This window comes from Pseudobacillus wudalianchiensis (assembly GCF_001685015.1).
In the GTDB taxonomy this organism is placed as follows: Bacteria; Bacillota; Bacilli; order Bacillales; family Domibacillaceae; genus Pseudobacillus; species Pseudobacillus wudalianchiensis.
Genome location: NZ_MAYT01000028.1, coordinates 63,242 through 81,673 on the forward strand (window position 1 = coordinate 63,242; position 18,432 = coordinate 81,673).

The 18,432-nt window shown below is 42.8% G+C and carries 18 protein-coding genes; 1 reads left to right on the top strand and 17 read right to left on the bottom strand.

Annotated elements, in window-relative coordinates; translation table 11 throughout:
• Positions 1–35 precede the first annotated feature (35 nt).
• From A8F95_RS15740 to hflX, 4 genes are all read right to left on the bottom strand, one after another.
• Complete coding sequence (locus tag A8F95_RS15740; RefSeq protein WP_065411406.1) at positions 36–437, bottom strand: MerR family transcriptional regulator; 402 nt, start codon at positions 435–437, stop codon at positions 36–38.
• Between the two features lie 1,071 nt (positions 438–1,508).
• Entirely contained in the window at positions 1,509–2,495 is a 987-nt protein-coding gene (locus tag A8F95_RS15745) for a hypothetical protein (RefSeq protein WP_065411407.1), read from the bottom strand.
• 194 nt (positions 2,496–2,689) lie between these two features.
• Complete coding sequence (locus A8F95_RS15750) at positions 2,690–3,952, bottom strand: methionine gamma-lyase family protein (protein ID WP_065411408.1); 1,263 nt, start codon at positions 3,950–3,952, stop codon at positions 2,690–2,692.
• Positions 3,953–3,970: 18 nt separating this feature from the next.
• A complete protein-coding gene (gene hflX / locus A8F95_RS15755; RefSeq protein WP_065411409.1) occupies positions 3,971–5,221 on the bottom strand; it encodes a GTPase HflX in 1,251 nt (416 codons plus the stop codon).
• A gap of 193 nt (positions 5,222–5,414) precedes the next feature.
• Between hflX and A8F95_RS15760 the strand changes: the two genes are divergently transcribed.
• Complete coding sequence (locus A8F95_RS15760) at positions 5,415–6,014, top strand: trimeric intracellular cation channel family protein (protein ID WP_065411585.1); 600 nt, start codon at positions 5,415–5,417, stop codon at positions 6,012–6,014.
• 45 nt (positions 6,015–6,059) lie between these two features.
• Here A8F95_RS15760 and A8F95_RS15765 read toward each other — a convergent pair whose 3' ends face one another.
• The 13 genes from A8F95_RS15765 to miaA all read right to left on the bottom strand — a co-directional run bounded on the left by A8F95_RS15765 (position 6,060) and on the right by miaA (position 18,340).
• Entirely contained in the window at positions 6,060–6,713 is a 654-nt protein-coding gene (locus A8F95_RS15765; RefSeq protein ID WP_065411410.1) for a CoA transferase subunit B, read from the bottom strand.
• Between the two features lie 13 nt (positions 6,714–6,726).
• A complete protein-coding gene (locus A8F95_RS15770; protein WP_065411411.1) occupies positions 6,727–7,416 on the bottom strand; it encodes a CoA transferase subunit A in 690 nt (229 codons plus the stop codon).
• Positions 7,417–7,434: 18 nt separating this feature from the next.
• Positions 7,435–8,973, bottom strand: coding sequence for an acyl-CoA carboxylase subunit beta (locus A8F95_RS15775; protein WP_065411586.1), 1,539 nt, complete (start codon positions 8,971–8,973; stop codon positions 7,435–7,437).
• A 10-nt stretch (positions 8,974–8,983) separates the two neighbouring features.
• Positions 8,984–9,766, bottom strand: coding sequence for an enoyl-CoA hydratase (locus A8F95_RS15780; protein WP_065411412.1), 783 nt, complete (start codon positions 9,764–9,766; stop codon positions 8,984–8,986).
• A 5-nt stretch (positions 9,767–9,771) separates the two neighbouring features.
• On the bottom strand, positions 9,772–10,680 hold the full coding sequence (locus A8F95_RS15785) for a hydroxymethylglutaryl-CoA lyase (protein WP_065411413.1): 909 nt from the start codon (positions 10,678–10,680) through the stop codon (positions 9,772–9,774).
• Between the two features lie 12 nt (positions 10,681–10,692).
• A complete protein-coding gene (locus tag A8F95_RS15790; RefSeq protein WP_077247406.1) occupies positions 10,693–10,905 on the bottom strand; it encodes an acetyl-CoA carboxylase biotin carboxyl carrier protein subunit in 213 nt (70 codons plus the stop codon).
• A gap of 14 nt (positions 10,906–10,919) precedes the next feature.
• Positions 10,920–12,278 (bottom strand): acetyl-CoA carboxylase biotin carboxylase subunit, encoded by a 1,359-nt coding sequence (locus tag A8F95_RS15795; protein WP_065411414.1) that lies wholly within the window; start codon positions 12,276–12,278, stop codon positions 10,920–10,922.
• Between the two features lie 19 nt (positions 12,279–12,297).
• Positions 12,298–13,932 (bottom strand): AMP-binding protein, encoded by a 1,635-nt coding sequence (locus A8F95_RS15800; protein ID WP_176713733.1) that lies wholly within the window; start codon positions 13,930–13,932, stop codon positions 12,298–12,300.
• 23 nt (positions 13,933–13,955) lie between these two features.
• Positions 13,956–15,098 (bottom strand): acyl-CoA dehydrogenase, encoded by a 1,143-nt coding sequence (locus tag A8F95_RS15805; RefSeq protein ID WP_065411415.1) that lies wholly within the window; start codon positions 15,096–15,098, stop codon positions 13,956–13,958.
• A gap of 78 nt (positions 15,099–15,176) precedes the next feature.
• Positions 15,177–15,812: a TetR/AcrR family transcriptional regulator gene (locus A8F95_RS15810; RefSeq protein WP_065411416.1), complete on the bottom strand. Its 636-nt coding sequence runs from the start codon at positions 15,810–15,812 to the stop codon at positions 15,177–15,179.
• A gap of 209 nt (positions 15,813–16,021) precedes the next feature.
• Positions 16,022–16,957 (bottom strand): stage V sporulation protein K, encoded by a 936-nt coding sequence (spoVK, locus tag A8F95_RS15815; RefSeq protein WP_065411589.1) that lies wholly within the window; start codon positions 16,955–16,957, stop codon positions 16,022–16,024.
• Positions 16,958–17,122: 165 nt separating this feature from the next.
• Complete coding sequence (gene hfq, locus A8F95_RS15820; RefSeq protein WP_049661654.1) at positions 17,123–17,356, bottom strand: RNA chaperone Hfq; 234 nt, start codon at positions 17,354–17,356, stop codon at positions 17,123–17,125.
• 39 nt (positions 17,357–17,395) lie between these two features.
• Positions 17,396–18,340, bottom strand: a complete 945-nt coding sequence (gene miaA / locus A8F95_RS15825; protein ID WP_065411417.1) for a tRNA (adenosine(37)-N6)-dimethylallyltransferase MiaA — start codon at positions 18,338–18,340, stop codon at positions 17,396–17,398.
• Positions 18,341–18,432: the final 92 nt, after the last annotated feature.

Genomic DNA, 18,432 nt, shown 5'->3' on the forward strand with positions numbered 1-18,432 from the left:
AATAATTCCTCCTCAAGATCATACGGTGTGTTTATTTAATGAAAATAACGAAATCGGTCTCCGGGCGGGAGATCGTTTCGGTAAAAACGCCCAGCGTTAATAAATTCCTTGCGCAACAATTTTCTTACTTCTTCATCGCTAGAAACCTTTTTCTCTTTTTGTAAATCGGCTTTTAATTGATTATGTACGCTCTCATCTTCCCTCACTAAGATTTTTTTCACCCCTGCCATGTTAATCCCTTCATCCAGCAGGTCTTTAATCTCGAGCAAACGATCAATATCATACAAAGAAAAGAGGCGGCGATTGCCTGCGGTCCGTTCTGGATGAATCAGTTGATGTTCTTCGTAATAGCGTATTTGCCTCGCGGATAAATCGGTTAGTTTCATGACCGTACTTATCGGGAATAAAGGCATCGAACGCCTAATTTTACTGCTCATCAATGATCCCTCCTTTCTTCATGTTGTTTATTTTATACCCTGTGATTTTATCTGTCAAACCCATGTTAGCTTTTCTAACATGAAATTTTTTTATAAAAAAATCCTTTTTCTTTTGACAGCTACAGTCTGGAAGAAGATTGACTTTCACTTGATCTGATCCATCGGCTGATTTTCAACCTAGAGGATAAAATCAAGGTTTTGCATAAATCAATCCACTATTACCATTCCCCTCATAAATTCGCATTTTATTTTTAGCAAATCATCAACTTCCTCCACACTTGAAAATAATGGCCACTCCTTATACACCTCTGCTGTTTCAAGCAGTGTAATTCCTAAGTTTGTAAGTCAACCAAGCAATTCGAATAAAAAAGAAGGGTTGCAAGATATTCTTCTTTTTACATAGCTTTTTAATCAATTGGAATAAATCGGAATGTGAGTTGCTATTGGATCAACATCCAAGGAACACTAAAACACCGATTTGCCTGGAATACCAACCAGTCGATATCAAAAAATCCTTATATTCTTCATCGTTTTCTCAGTGTGCTCTTAAAAAGTTAGAAAAGAAAAAAGACTGCTTTACAGCAATCCTTTTTTGTCTCTTCTTCCATACTCTCATAAAAAATAGTAATCGTTCATAAGAGAATCATCAAAATAGGGTTAATTTATTGGTATCTAGGGAGGGATCGGTTCGAAACAAACTAAGATTCTAGTTTCATTATTTATTCTAGATTTACTAGTAGTTCGCTTATATTTTGTACGAACAGATTATTTTGCTTTCATTGTCGCCTCAACCTCGCTCATTTCTCTTTTTTCAATTTCTATCATGATGGATCAAAAAAGTGTGAAAGATGATAAGCATAGTTCCCTGATAAAGTTTTTATTCGCACGAAATATGATCATATTACTAGGACCGTTCACAATCGTTATATTAGGCGGCATTGCCTTTATTTATAGGAGCTGGCGGTGATAATGTGGACATCTTATAAGAAGGACTTTTTGCTGCTTCTTCTATTGAAGTGATCGGCAGTTAAAGAAAGGGCTGTCGAAATAGCTCTTTTGCTTTGAAACGTTTTATTCAAATATTTCTTGTTTGTTCTCCACTATTCTGGCTACTTTCATTTTGACACGAGGAACACCATCTTTTTGAGAATAATCATTTAATATTTGATCTACTTCATCTTTGTCTGTCCCAAGTATCCTAGGAGAAAATTGCTCAACATACATGTCACCATAACCTTTAACACAGTTCGCCATTGTATCCAGTGCAATTAAACTTAAAGGTCTTCCTTTGTTTAACCAAGATTTCATTCGCTCCCACGTTGGAAAACATACGGTTGCCAACCTCCCCCAATGGTCGTTAAAAATTGTGCAAGTTGACTCAATCCAATCAAGTATAATAATTGAACGAAAACGGTACAGGCAGGTAAAAGCCGCTAGCGGTAATTCCTTTTCACTTACTGGTTTCAGTTTCCCAAATATATTATTTAATCCCTCTTCGGCCGGTAAGCTGCTAGCTGTTGCCCAAGAAATTGGATAAAGGAACTCTTCGTCATAATCCTCCCAAAGTTTCCTTACCCATCCCGAAGCAGAAATACCTAGGACATCGGCTGCTACTTCTAGCATTCGAGATTTCACTTCGTAATTCTCTGTTCCATAAAACCTTGCTTTTACGGAACTTAAGGTCTTGTGGGTATCATGTTTTTTAAGGGCATTTATCACATCCCCTTCAAGAAACCATCTAGTTATTGAAAAATCTAATAAGGATTCTAAGTCATTTCGAACGTCTCCTAATGCCGGTGCTTTATCTTTTTTAGTTACAACTATATCTTCTTCGGGTTGGCAAGCATCCCCGTCTTCTCCGTAAAAGTCATCGTGCAATGAAAATTTATTAGGAGAATGGACAACCGCTAAGTTATACCATTCAATAGGGCGTAATGAATATTTTAATAGCCGATCGTGACATTGATTACATAATTTATATGGCTGATTGGGGTCATCGCACGCTTCTATCATATTGATTTCATTTCTTTGACACGCCTCACACAAACCAGTCATCATCTTTAAAACCACACCTCACCTTTCATTCCTACGATAAACAATAGACACATATCATGCACAAAAAGAACTTAGACTGCGTCTAGTCTAAGCTCTATTGCATCCTGTTCGGTATAAATAACTTTCCAGAAAGCTCTAATGTTCATAACCGCTGTTGATGAAGCTGCCAAAAGTCTATTGCTTTTGGCAGCCGTTTTTTATAATAAATCTTTTTCTATTAATTCATTTAACGCATAGCAGACGGCAATCTTTACGTGGGCATACGTTAGCCCGCCCTGCACATAAGCAGCAAAAGGCGGGCGCAGCGGCCCATCAGCAGACAGCTCAATGCTTGCTCCTTGGACAAAGGTTCCCGCTGCCATAATGACATCATCTTCATAGCCTGGCATATAACTTGGATATGGAGTCACATGGGAATTGACGGGAGAAGCGCTTTGAATGGCCTGGCAAAAAGCCACCATCTTCTCGCGATCATCAAATTGAACAGCCTGAATGAGATCGGTTCTTTTTTCATTCCATTTAGGAGACGTATTCATTCCCATTTTCTCTAGCATGGCTGCTGTAAAAATGGCGCCTTTCAAACTCTCTGCTACAACATGAGGAGCGAGAAAGAATCCTTGATACATTTCTTGCAGGCTGTACAAGCTTGCACCTGCTTCTGCACCGATTCCCGGTGATGTCATTCGGTAAGAACAGCTCTCTACATGCTCTGCCTTTCCTGCTATGTAACCACCCGTTTTGGCAAGACCGCCTCCCGGATTTTTAATTAATGATCCAGCCATAAGGTCCGCCCCGACATGGCAAGGCTCACGGTCCTCGGTAAATTCTCCATAACAATTATCAACAAACACAATGACATCGCTCTTAATGTTCTTCACAAACTGAATCATTTCTTGAATATCATTAATCGTGAAAGACGGGCGAATAGCATATCCTTTAGAGCGCTGAATGCCAATCATTTTCGTATTTGGCTTAATCGCCGCTTGAATCGCGTCGAAATCCGGGCGGCCGCTCTCAGCAAGCGGGACGCTGCGATAAGAAATACCAAATTCCTTTAATGAGCCATTTCCTTTACCGGAAATCCCTACTATTTCTTCTAGTGTGTCATATGGATTACCCGTAATATAAAGAAGTTCGTCACCAGGACGCAGTATGCCGAATAAAGCAATAGAAATAGCGTGTGTCCCCGAGATAATCTGCGGGCGAACGAGGGCCGCTTCTCCTCCAAACACATCGGCATAAATGTTTTCAAGTGTGTCCCGGCCGCTATCATCATAGCCATAGCCTGTAGACGGCGTAAAGTGAAATTCACTTACCCGGTGCTTTCTAAAACTTTGGAGCACCCGGAATTGGTTTAACTCAGCCGTTTTTTCTATATCTCGGTGTACCCCGGCAATCTGCGCTTCAGCCTCCTCAGCTATTGGCTGTATCGTTTTTCCTTGTGTTAATAATTCAAACATGCCTGTTCTCCCTCTACATTATGTGTATTTAATAATTTCTCCAGTGATCGGATGATCCTTAAAAGCAAATCCTTTCACACGATAAAATTGATTTTCTTCATCAAAGTCGATTGAGTCTACAATCGTTTCCGTTTTAAGCTGAGCAATCAGCTTACCGGCAGAGGATGGAATCCGGCCATTATATGGAGACATTTGCTCTTTCATCATGCCCTCAATTACTTCTTTTAATTTTAGGCGGTCCTCTTCATTGACAGCACTGATCAGGATGTTTTCTGCATCTGAAGAAGGAACAAATTCCTCATGCTGTACATCTCTTTTATTATAAACTGTCAACTCTGGCAAATGATCCATCTCTAACTGTTGCAGTAAATTCCTTACGGTCCGCTGGTGCTGCATAAAGTCAGGATTAGAGCTGTCTACGACGTGCAATAATAAATCCGCTTCACTCACCTCTTCAAGCGTAGAACGAAAAGCTGCGACTAGTGTTGTCGGTAAATCTTGAATAAATCCAACAGTATCTGTCAAAATCGCTTGATACCCGCTTGGCAGCACTAATTTCCGCGTTAAAGGGTCAAGCGTGGCAAATAACTGGTTTTCCTCTAGTGAATCAGCGGCAGTCAACCGGTTAAACAGCGTTGATTTCCCAGCATTCGTGTAACCGACAAGAGCGATCTGAAATGCTTTATTTTTTTTGCGCCGGCTGCGATACCGCTCACGATGATGAACGATTGTTTGGAGTTGCCGCTTAATTTCGTCAATGCGACGGCGGATATGACGACGGTCACTTTCCAGCTTCGTTTCTCCGGGACCTCTCGTACCAATTCCACCACCAAGACGGGAAAGCGCCGTTCCCTGTCCTGCAAGCCGCGGCATTAAATATTGAAGCTGTGCGAGCTCCACTTGCAGCTGCCCCTCCCTTGAACGGGCGCGACGGGCAAATATATCAAGGATCAATTGCGTGCGGTCGATTACACGGGCAGACATCCCAGCGGATAAGTTTCGAATCTGACTCGGGGATAGCTCATCATTAAAAATAATAATATCAGGCTCCAACTCTTCCTCGAGTCTTTGTAATTCCTCTACTTTACCTTTACCAATATAGGTGCCAGGATGAACGCGCTCTCTCTTCTGCGTAATCATCGCTAAAGACTCTCCTTGCGCTGTTTCAGTCAATGACTTTAACTCCTCCATAGAGTACAAAAACTGCTCTGTATCATCTGTTAGCTGACACCCTACAAGAATGACTTTTTCTCTTTCGTTTTTCGTCAATTAGTTTCCTTCTTTCCTTATCATTTTCTATTCCTCATCTTACCAAAAAGGCCGTTAAAATACTAATGAGCCTAGATTGTTTTGTAAAACTTAAAAAAGTTTCAGCTTATGAAAAGATAGGCTGGTTCTTTGTTCGTTCTGGTACTATAATAGATTGCCGGGAACACTTTAGTAAGGAGTGACATCTGTGGGAATGACTTGGGACATCTTGACAGTCATCGGAACGATTGCTTTCGCTATTTCCGGTGCTGTAGTAGCGATGGAGGAAGATTACGATGTGTTCGGTGTATATATATTAGGAATGATTACGGCTTTTGGCGGCGGGGCTATTCGTAACCTATTAATTGGCGTACCTGTCTCTGCTTTATGGGAGCAAGGAGCTTTCTTTCAAATTGCACTGCTGTCGATCACAGCAACTATTCTTTTTCCCCATAACTTGTTAAAGCATTGGCCTGTATGGGGAAACTTTTTTGACGCGATTGGTCTATCTGCTTTTGCGGTCCAGGGAGCGCTGTATGCGGTAGGAATGAACCATCCATTGAGCGCAGTGATTGTCGCGGCCGTGCTAACTGGAAGCGGCGGAGGACTTGTACGCGATCTGCTGGCAGGAAGAAAGCCGGCTCTTTTGCATGATGAAATCTATGGCGTATGGGCTGCACTAGCTGGGCTATTGATTGGATTAAAAGCAGCCGTATCTGCTACAGAACTAATCATACTGTTTATAGCGATTACGGCTCTTCGCATCGTCTCCTATAAACTAAACTGGAAGCTGCCTAAAAGAGCACTTCATTAACAGAGTAAAAGCCTTTCAAAGTTTATTTGAAAGGCTTTTACTCTATTAAAATGCCTCAAGCTTCACTTCTTCTGAAACGGTCATCTCAGCTTCTGTGCATTGCAGAATCTCATCCGCCGTATATCCCTTCGCTACTTCCATTAATACGAGACCATTTGGCGTTACATCCATAACAGCCCGATCCGTAATAATGCGCTGAACTACCCCTTTTCCGGTTAAAGGGAGCTTGCATTCTTTTAAAATTTTGGATTGGCCGTGTTTATTTACGTGATCCATAATGACGATCGTTTTACGGGCACCGTGGACGAGATCCATAGCTCCTCCCATTCCTTTTACCATTTTCCCTGGGATCATCCAATTGGCTAGGTCACCTTGTTGGGAAACCTCCATTCCACCAAGGATCGCTACATCAATATGTCCCCCGCGTATCATGGCAAAAGACTCAGAGCTGTCAAAATAAGCAGAGCCCGGAATCGCTGTAACCGTTTCTTTTCCAGCATTGATTAAATCAGCATCCACTTCTTCCTCATTGGGGTAAGGGCCAATACCAAGCAGACCATTTTCAGACTGCAGTACGACTTCTTTATTATCAGAAATAAAGTTGGCAACGAGGGTCGGCATTCCAATGCCTAGGTTGACATAGTTCCCACTCTCAATCTCCTTTTCTGCCCGCCTTGCAATCTTTTCTCTTGTATCCATTCATACCCCTCCTTCATTGACGAATCGTTCTTCTTTCAATTCGCTTTTCTTGCTTACCCTGAATCAATGCTTGCACGTAAATTCCTGGCGTATGAATAAAATCGGGATCGAGATCACCTGTTTCTACAATTTCTTCTGCTTCAATGATGGTCACTCGACCGGCAGCAGCAATCATTGGATTAAAATTTCGAGCTGTTTTGTTGTAAATTAAATTTCCTTTTTTATCGGCTTTCCAAGCTCTTACAAGACTAAAATCAGCTGTCAGCGACTCTTCAAGTAAGTATTCTTTGCCATTAAATTCTCGGACTTCTTTTCCTTCCGCGATGGGAGTTCCGACACCCGCTGGCGTAAAGAACGCCGGGATGCCAGCACCGCCTGCACGGATTTTTTCGGCAAGCGTCCCCTGAGGTGTTAATTCTACCTCTATCTCCCCTGCAAGCATTTGCCGCTCAAATTCTTTATTTTCACCAACATAGGAACCAATGATTTTTCTAATCTGCTTATTTCTTAGCAGCAAACCAAGACCCCAGTCATCTACCCCACAGTTGTTCGAAATAACGGTTAGATCTTTCACTCCAGAGTCGGCTAAGGCCTTTATTAAATTTTCAGGTATGCCGCATAACCCAAAGCCGCCGACCATGATGGTCATTCCATCTTGAATTCCGGATACTGCTTCATGGAAATCAGCGTAGATTTTCTTCATCCCGTTCCCCTCCTTTTATTAGACAGGATTCACTCCGTGTTTACGATCCGTGAAAACCATGTATTTGGACATGTAGACGTCGAGTCTGGCAGACAGCTCATCACGGAGTTTATTTGGCTCGACAACGTCATCAATAATCAGTTCAGAGGCAAGACGATACACATCAATATCCCGACGATACTCTTCTCTTTTCTCATTGATGAATGCCGCTCTTTCTTCCTCCGGCAATGCAGCAATTTTGTTCGCGTAAACAGCATTTACCGCTGCTTCTGGACCCATAACCGCAATTTGAGCTGTCGGCAGTGCTAAGCAGCAATCCGGTTCAAAAGCTGGTCCTGCCATCGCATACAGTCCCGCCCCGTACGCTTTACGGACGATAACCGTCAGTTTTGGCACGGTTGCTTCGCTCATCGAAAAAATCATTTTTGCTCCATGGCGAATGATACCGGCTTTTTCTACATTCGTACCAATCATAAATCCAGGAACGTCGGCTAAAAATAAGAGCGGGATATGAAAAGCATCACATAAGCTGATGAATTTAGCTGCTTTATCAGCTGAATCATGGAAGAGCACTCCGCCTTTTACACGCGGCTGGTTGGCGATGATGCCGACTGGCTGTCCGTTAATCCGGCCAAGACCCGTAATCAGCTCAGCAGCAAATAATTTCTTAATTTCGCAGAAGCTGTCTTCATCGATCAAGCGTTCAATCAGCTGGTACATATCAAACGGTGCATTCTGATTTTGAGGAATAAGTTCTTCGATTGATTTTTCGAAGGCAGCGGGTGCTTTTGGCTCGTTTGGAACAGGCTTCTCTGTGTAATTGTCTGGAAAATATGTTAAGTACTTTTTAGCGTAGGCAATCGCTTCCTCTTCCGTTTTAGCCAGTACATCACCACATCCCGAAACGGAACAATGCATTTTCGCGCCGCCCATTTGCTCAAGTGTTACTTTTTCACCAATCACCATTTCCGCCATACGAGGCGACCCTAGATACATGGAAGCATTTCCTTCTACCATCACGACAATGTCGCAAAAAGCCGGAATGTAAGCTCCCCCTGCTGCTGAAGGACCGAATAACAGACAGATCTGCGGCACTTTCCCAGACATCTTAACCTGATTATAGAAAATACGGCCTGCTCCTCTGCGGCCCGGGAACATTTCAAGCTGATCGGTAATTCGAGCCCCCGCCGAGTCAACAAGATAAAGCATCGGGCAACGAAGCTTCTCGGCCGTTTCTTGAATACGGATGATCTTTTCTACCGTTCGCTTCCCCCATGATCCGGCTTTAACCGTCGAATCATTCGCCATCACACAAACCGTACGCCCGTTAATTTTTCCAACACCGGTCACGACGCCGTCTGCCGGCAGGTCACCAGCCATCATATTAGCGAATAAACCATCTTCTGCCTGCAAGCCATCATCAAAAAGCAGCTGCAGACGCTCACGGACAAATAGTTTTCCCTGTTCTGCATTTTTTTCATGATACTTTTCTTGTCCGCCCGTCAGGATCGTTTCTTTCTTCTCACGATAGTCTGTCTTTAATTCTGTTTCGTTCACTGCCTTCTCCTCACTTTCCTCTATATGCTGGTGGCCGTTTTTCTGCAAATGCCCGTAATCCTTCTAACCTGTCTTCTGTTGGAATTAATGTATTATACGCCAGCTTTTCAATTTGCAGTCCAGTGGCAATATCGGTTTGCATCCCCTGATTGATTGCTGTTTTCGCTTGAGATAAAGCTAGCGGAGCGTTTACGGCTATTTCCTTTGCTAAATGAATCGCTGTTTCAAGTAGATTTTCAGGATCAGCTATGTGCTCGACAAGACCAATCTGCTCAGCTTGATGAGCGGTAATTTTTCGAGCAGTAAAAATCAGTTCTTTTGCTTTACCGGTGCCGATGAGACGAGGCAGTCTTTGCGTTCCGCCTGCTCCCGGAATAATGGCGAGAGAGGTCTCCGTTAAGCCCACCTTCGCTTGACTAGAAGCAATCCGGATATCACAAGCTAAAGCAAGTTCCAGTCCCCCTCCAAAAGCAACGCCATTTATCGCGGCAATCACCGGCTGGGGCAATGCTTCTACCTCACTCATTGTTGAGCCAATCAAACTGACGATTTGTCTTACTTCAGCCTCATTCATTCCTCTTCTTTCTTTTAAATCAGCTCCTGCACAAAAAGCTTTTTCTCCTGTCCCTGTCACAATCACAACCCGAACTTCCGGGTCATGTTTTAGTTGATGAAGGACATCGTGAAGATCATACAGAAGCTGCCTTGACAGTGCATTCGCTGCTTCAGGGCGATTTAGGGTCAGAATAGCGACTCCTTGTTCATGATTCGTGACCTTAACGGTTTCCCCCACGCAATTCACCCTTTCTCTACTTTGCGATATATTTCTAGCTGTTTGCTCTTTAATGGCTTCCCTAAAATAGATTCCATTAGCTCGCCTGCCTCTATTAACGCTTCCATGCGAACTCCCGTCTCCATGCCCATTGCGTCGAGCATATAGGCCAAATCCTCTGTCGCTACATTTCCTGCTGCTCCTTTGGCATACGGGCAGCCGCCCAAACCGCCAAGAGCACTGTCAAATGTAGAGATGCCCATTTCAAGAGCTTTAGAAACATTCGCAAGGGCCGTTCCTCTCGTGTCATGAAAATGCATAGCAAGACGATCTGGGCCGAATTCAGGAAGAAGGGTGTCAAGCAGGCGTTCTACATCTGTAGGGGCCGCTACCCCAATCGTTTCACCGAGCGACAATTCATCAATGCCCATATCAAACAATCGGGCACCAATTTCTTTTACCTGCTCAGGCGAGATCATGCCTTCATATGGGCAAGCAATAACGGTTGATACATACCCGCGTACTGTTTTTCCAGCCCGCTTCGCTTCTGATACAACTTCTTTTAACACCGGCAATGTCTCTGTGATCGTCTTATTAATATTGTTTTTGTTATGCGATTCGCTTGCCGACATAAACACGCTAACTTCGTCCGCATTCCCTTCGAGCGCTCTCCGCAATCCATGCATATTCGGCACAAGAGCAGCATAGGTAATACCCGGTTTTCTTTGAATAGAAGAGAGCACCTCCGCAGCGTCTGCCAGCTGCGGAATCCATTTTGGATGAACAAAAGAGGTGACTTCTATATAAGATAGCCCGCTTTCCGATAGATGATCGATCCAGGCTACTTTGTGTTCAGTGCTGATCTGATGCGGTTCGTTTTGCAAGCCGTCCCGAGGGCCAACTTCTTTAATTGTCACTTTTTCAGGAAGTTTCAACGAGCTTTCCTCCTATTCAACATCAATGAGCGCTTCTGCCTCGTTGACAAAGTCTCCTTCATTCACATGAATCTTTTGAACCGTTCCATCCTCTTCGGCCGCAATCGGAATCTCCATTTTCATTGATTCCAAAATGACCACATCCTGCCCGGCCTTTACTTCCTCTCCTTCTGCTACAAGAACTTTCCACACGTTTCCTGCCATGCTTGCTTGTACTGTTGCCAATGTAATCTCCCCTTTTATTTCGTTGTTGTTAGCTCTGGCAAATAATATTCATTCACAAAATGAGTCGTTGTCGTTCCTTTTAAAAATTGTTGATGGCTAATAATTTTTCTTAGCATCGGTAAATTTGTTTTAATGCCTTCAATTTTGTATTGTTCAAGTGCTTTCTGCATACGAACACACGCTTCTTCACGGGTTGGCCCCCACGTGATCAGCTTCCCAATCATCGGATCATAAAATGGAGTAACCGTTGAACCGGCCTCGACCGCACATTCATTGCGCACTCCTTCTCCCTGCGGCAATTCAAAAGCAGTGATCTGCCCTGGCGATGGAAAAAAGGTTTTTGGGTCTTCTGCGTAAATGCGCACTTCAATTGCATGACCGTTTCGTTTGACGGCTTCCCGTGTTAATTCCAGCTTTTCGCCGGAAGCGACCTTTAACTGCTGTTCTACAAGATCCAGCCCAGTAATTTCTTCTGTTACCGGGTGCTCAACTTGCAGCCGGGTGTTCATTTCCAGAAAATAAAAATTCTCTTTTGCATCTACTAAAAATTCAATTGTGCCGGCATTTGTATAGCCGATATGATGGGCTGCTTTTACGGCAGCATCCAGCATCTTCATTCTCGTTTCCTCGCTAATAAAGGGAGAAACAGCTTCCTCCACTACTTTCTGATTGCGGCGCTGAATAGAACATTCCCGCTCCCATAAAGGAATAACGTGCCCATGGGTATCCGCTAAGATTTGCACTTCAATATGATGTGGTTCTTCGATATACTTTTCCAAAAACATATCTCCGTTACCAAAGAAAGATTCCGCTCTCTTTTTGTTTCCGGCAAACGCCTTAACGAGCTCTTCCTCCGAATGGACAAGCTGCATGCCGATACCACCACCGCCTGCTGAAGCCTTAAGCATAAGCGGATAGCCGATGGACTCCGCTGCCGTCTTTGCCTCTTCCTCGTCTTGAAGCGGAATATTGATTCCTTCAATAATCGGAACACCCGCCTGTTTCATTGTTTTGCGTGCTTCAATCTTGCTTCCCATGGCTGCTAAAATATCGGGAGCAGGCCCAATAAAAGTGATTCCTTCATCTGAACACTTCTGGGCAAATGCAGCGTTTTCTGACAGAAGCCCGTATCCCGGATGAATCGCTTCTGCCCCACTTTGCTTTGCTGCGCGGATAATTTCATCAGCATTTAAATAACTAAGGTTTACTTGAGGTTTGCCAATGCAGTAAGCCTCGTCTGCTTGTTGGACAAACAAGGCGTTCTCATCTGCTTCAGAGTACACGGCTACTGTTTTGATCCCCATTTTTTTACACGTACGGATAATACGCGAAGCAATTTCTCCGCGGTTAGCAATTAGTATTTTTGAAAACAACTGGATCGCTCCTTCCGCTTTATTTCAATAAGCTCATCGACTGTTCCCGCAGTTTGAACTTTTGAATTTTTCCTGAAGCTGTCATCGGATATTCTTTCGTAAACATAATGTGTTTTGGAATTTTATGACGGGAAATTTTATCTCTAAAATAGGCTTTAATCTCATCTGAGGATGCTGTCTCTCCCTCTTTCAAAATAATCCAAGCCATTAATTCCTCGCCGTATTTTTCATCTGGCACCCCAATTACTTGCGCATCGAGTATTTTCGGATGTGTATATAAAAATTCCTCAATTTCACGCGGGTAAATATTTTCGCCGCCGCGGATGATCATGTCTTTTAAACGTCCAGTCACTCTGATATAGCCGGTTTCATCCATTACAGCGAGATCGCCTGTATGAAGCCAGCCTTCTTCATCAATCGCTTCTTCCGTCGCATCAGGATTGTTGTAGTATCCCTTCATTACGTGGTAGCCCCGTGTACAAAGCTCACCTTGCGTATTAGGCGGAAGCTCCTTTGATGTACCGGGTTCAACTATTTTTACTTCTACATCTGGCAGTGCCCGCCCTACGGTTTCTACCCGCAGTTCAACGGGATCATTCGTTCTTGTTTGCGTAATAACCGGCGAAGATTCTGTTTGACCATAGCATATGGTTATTTCCTCCATATGCATTTTATTCATGACGGCCTTCATGACTTCTACTGGACAGTTTGAACCGGCCATCACTCCTGTACGAAGAGTGGTTAAATCATAGTTTTGAAAATTCGGATGATTTAATTCAGCAATAAACATCGTCGGCACTCCATGCAGGGCCGTGCACTTTTCCTTTTCTACCGTTGCTAGTACGGTTTCTGGATCAAATTCTTGGACAGGAACCATCGTGGCACCAACCGTTACACAGGCCATCGTTCCAATAACACATCCAAAGCAGTGGAAAAACGGAACAGGGATACAAAGACGATCGTCTTTTGTTAACTCCATACAACCGGCAATATGGAAAGCGTTATTCGTTAAATTGCTATGTGTCAGCATGACTCCCTTAGGAAAGCCTGTCGTCCCGGATGTATATTGCATATTGATCACTTCATCCGCTGTTAACTCAGCTGTTCTCGCATCAAGCTGCTCTTCTGTCACCTGGTCTGCTATCTCTAAAATATCTGACCAGCTATACGCGCCGTTGTACCGCTTCTCACTTAGGACAACAACATTTTTCAATAGAGGCAGCCGCTTAGATGATAATTTCCCAGGCTCACAGGAATGTAACTCCGGACAAATTTCATAGATGGTATCAATGTAAGAATTCCCACGGTAATCTTCTATTAAAACAAGTGTCCGGCTTTCTGATTGCTTTAACAAATATTCAAGTTCTGCGGCACGGTAATTGGTATTCACCGTTACCAATACGGCTCCCATCTTTCCTGTCGCAAATTGCAAGGTGACCCATTCAGGAACATTTGTTGCCCAAATGGCCAAATGCTCTCCTTTGTCAATATCAAGCGCCATCAAACCTCGCGCTGCTTTCCGGCATAGCTGGTCAAATTCACTGTACGTATAACGAATACCTCGATCTGGATAGACAAGTGCTTCATGTTGTGGAAGTTGTTTGGCTCTTTTTGCTAATAGCTCTCCTATTGTTTCCTGCATCAATTCGCTCATGACACCCTTCCCCCTCTTATCTTTTAGCAGCCAAGGTGACGTGCAATGACGAGACGTTGGATTTCCGAAGTACCTTCTCCAATTTCAAGTAATTTAGCATCGCGCAAAAATCTTTCCACATCGTACTCTTGCATGTAACCGTAGCCGCCATGAATTTGAATGGCCTGATTGCTCGTACGGAAACTCGTTTCTGAAGCAAATAACTTGGCCATGGCCGCTTCTTTTCCAAATGGCTTTCCTTGATCTTTTAGCCAGGCAGCTTTATATACAAGATTGCGAGCTAATTCTACTTCTGTCGCCATGTCCGCCAGCTTAAACTGGATCGCCTGGAATTTAGAAATTGGCTGACCGAACTGCACACGCTCTTTCGCATACTGAAGCGCTTTTTCTAGAGCAGCCTGGGCAATTCCGACAGCTAAAGCAGCAATAGAAATCCGGCCGCCATCAAGTGTATATAAAAACTGACTGAATCCTTTTTGACTGTCTCCCAGCAGGTTTTCTTTTGGTACACGAACGTTTTCTAATACGATTTCGCACGTATTAGAAGCGCGAACGCCCATTTTCTCATAGTTACATGAAATGGTAACGCCTGGTGCATCGGCAGGTACGATAATAGCTGAGATAATATTTTTTCCATCTTCTCTTTTGCCTGTGACAGCGGTTACAATAATCTGACGGGCAAAACCGGCGTTCGTAATCCAACACTTCTCACCATTAATGACGTATTCATCCCCATCAAGCACCGCTTTTGTTCTCGTCCCTCCAGCATCTGACCCTGCGTTTGGTTCAGTTAATCCAAAAGAACCCAATGTTTCTCCTTTCGCCATTGGAACGAGCCATTCCTGCTTTTGTTCTTCAGTTCCAAAATAATAAATCGGACTCGCGCCAAGACTAATGGCCGCTGCGTAACTTAGTCCAGTACCGCCGCATGCTTTGCCGATTTCCTCTACTGCAATCGCATAAGACACGGTATCCCCGCCAGATCCCCCATACTCTTCCGGAAAGGGGATGCCAAGCAACCCTAGTTCCCCCATCTTCTTAAATGCCTTTTCATTAAATCCTGATGTTTTGTCAAGATCCTGTGCATAAGGCTTGATTTCTTTTTCTGCGAAATTTCTCACCATTTCCTTTAGCATTTGCTGTTCCTTCGTTAATTCAAAATTCATGTGAAGTCCCCCTTGTTTAACGTTTTATTTTATAGACAGACTAGTCGGTCTTTAAAAGCGATTATAATAGCCAGCTTATTAATTAACCGGCTGACTGTTGAGTAAATAGGCTTTAATATCTTCGTTTTCCATCCCTTTTTCTGTTAGTAACGCATGCATGAGCAAATCGTTAAAAATTCCTCCAATGTCCTCAATGGATAATTTCCCCTCTTTGTTAAACCATTTGTAAGTCCAGTTCACCATGCCGATAATCGCCATCGTTGTAATCTCAGCAGAGACTTCTGGCCGAAAATCGCCGCTCGTTTGACCTTCTCGGATAATCTGTAAAATGATTTTCCGATATTCATCCCGTTTTTCGTTAATTTGTATTTGAAAGTCTCCTTTTAAATAGGTGCTTTCCTGATAGAAAACCGTAATATGAGGCTTATAGAGATCAAATACTTTCGTAAACGACAGGACAATCGCGCACAGCCGGGAGGCAGGAGTGCTATAGTTAGCGTATGCTTCCTTGGCTCGGTCAAGCACATAGGAAATAAAAACATCGTGGATGTGATACAACAGCTCATCCTTTGACTTAAAATTGTGGTAAAACCCCCCCTTGGAACTACCGCTTTCTGCCACAATTCGGTCAACGGTCACTCCGTGATAACCCTGCTCTTCAAACATAACGAGTGCAGTTTCTATAATTCTCTCTTTTAATGTCTTCTTTTTCATTTTTGACCACCTTTTCCTAGATATTATCATAGGAAAAACCTAATTGACAATTATTTTATCTGAAAATAAAAAATAATGTAAACAAAAGAGGCCATTCCTTCAAGAGTTTCATTCGATTTAAAATGAAAAAACGATTTTTTTACCTAAGAAAACCGCCTAGTAAACGGCGGTTCCACTTTTAAATCAATTATGTTTTACTGTACTGATGATTATTTAAATTGAATATCCCTTGATTCGATCATCAATAATTCCTCGTATTTGTAGTTACTATCATTTAGCAGGCGAACGGCTTGTGCTCGTGTAGCTTTTTCAATTAAATTACGAACATATCTGCCATTGGAGAATGTCTGATAATTCCCTTCTCTTACCCTTGCAAAATGTTCGCGCAGCTTCATTTTGGCTTCTTTGCTAAATTTATATTCTTTTTCGGCAGCCATCTTTTCCGCAATCGCCATTAGCTGTTCCGGCCGGTAATCGGGAAATTGAAAGACGAGCGGAAAACGGGATTCCAATCCAGGGTTTAAGGTAAAAAAGTGATTCATCTCTCTTGGGTATCCCGCTAATATTAAGATAAACTCATTTTGCTTGTCTTCCATATGTTTAACGAGCGTATCAATGGCTTCCTTGCCAAAATCCTTTTCGCCTCCCCGTCCTAATGAGTAAGCCTCGTCAATAAATAAAATGCCTCCCATCGCTTTTTTGATTAATTCTCTTGTTTTCTGTGCAGTATGCCCGATATATTCACCGACGAGATCGGCACGCTCTGCCTCTATCAAATGCCCTTTAGATAATACTTTCATTTCAAAAAACAATTTCCCAATAATGCGGGCAGCTGTTGTTTTTCCTGTGCCTGGATTTCCTTTAAACATCATGTGCAACACTTGCTTTCCTGCTTTCAAACCGCTTTCTTCTCTTTTTTTACTAATAAAGATCCAAGCATAAATTTCCCGGATCATTTTCTTTAAGTCTTCAAGTCCAACTAAAGCATCCAGCTCACTTTCCACCTTTTTTAATACCGCATGCTCAGAAGAACTAGACCATGCATAAGAGCGTTCTTCACGGACTGGCTGCTGGATGCGGTCATTTTTGGTGTGCAGCACAACATTAATTTGGCCGTTGTCTTTCATACGGATTGGCTGCTTCATCTCTATCACCCCACCAAGCTTGACGTAAGCCGTCGCATATTGTCTTTTTTTGCGCTTTCCCAAGAAATAATTTCTCTCTTTACAGTCTATTCATGCTAAAAGTAAACATACGTCTTTCTGCATATAAAAAACGTGTACAAAAGCCTGTACACGTTTAAAGGATCATTATTCTTGTTCTTCTAAAGAAATTTGTACGTTTCGTTGAGGAGCAAATGTAGAGATAGCGTGTTTATAAACAAGCTGCTGCTTTCCGTCTGATTCAAACAAAACAGTAAAGTTATCAAAACCTTTTATGTAGCCACGCAATTGAAATCCATTTAATAAAAATACTGTGACGAGCGTCCCGTCTTTTCGAAGCTGATTTAGAAATTGGTCTTGGATATTGATCCCTTGTTTCATATCTTTTCCTCCTCTTTCTATCTGTACTTATTACTAATTCTATTTTAAATGCAGCTTTCCTGCTACAAAATCCGAAATTTCTTTTATTTTTTCCGGACGCTTCTCTTGATTAGACATGTCAAACCAATCCACGTCCATTTTATTTCGGAACCAGGTGAGCTGTCGCTTAGCATAATTACGCGAATTTTGTTTTAATTGCTCGACAGCTTGTTCCAACGTTGCTTCACCTCTTAAATAGCCAAACAATTCTTTATAGCCAATCGCCTGCACAGCTTGACCGCTTCGGATACCATTTTCCCAAAGCCGTTTTACTTCTTCAAGCAAGCCAGCTTCCATCATGATGTCTACTCTATGATTAATACGGCTATAAAGCATTTCCCGGTCCATTGTAAGTCCAATTAACGCTGTCTCATATAATAATTCCTCTGGCTGATGGCTTTGCTGCTCAGACATCCTTTTTCCCGTCGACTGAAAGACCTCCAATGCGCGAATAACCCTTCTTACATTATTTGGATGAATCGCAGCAGCCGCTTTTGGATCTACTCTCTTCAGCTTTTCATGAAGAGCTTCTTTTCCTAGTTGTTCAGCTTCTTTTTCTAACGCCTCACGCAATTGCGGATCGCCGCCGGTTTCCGAAAACTGATAATCATAAATAACGGATTGAATATACAAACCAGTGCCGCCAACAATAATAGGCAAACATCCTTTATCGGTGATCTCTGTTATTTTTCTCCTGACTAGCTGTTGGAATTCAGCGGCCGAAAACGACTCATCAGGCTCTTTAATATTAATTAAATGATGGGGAACCCCATCCATCTCTTCAGGAGTAATTTTAGCGGTGCCGATGTCCATTCCTTTATAAATCTGCATGGAATCCCCACTGATGACCTCTCCATTGAAGCGCTTAGCTAAATAAAGGCTTAACGCCGTTTTACCGACCGCAGTCGGTCCGATGATCACGATAAGTTTTTCCCGCTGATGCAATCTTTTCACTGCCTTTACCGATTTTTCTCTTATCGTACCATACGTACAATCAGTTATTAAAGCTAATACTCCATTCTCACCGTTTTTTTTAT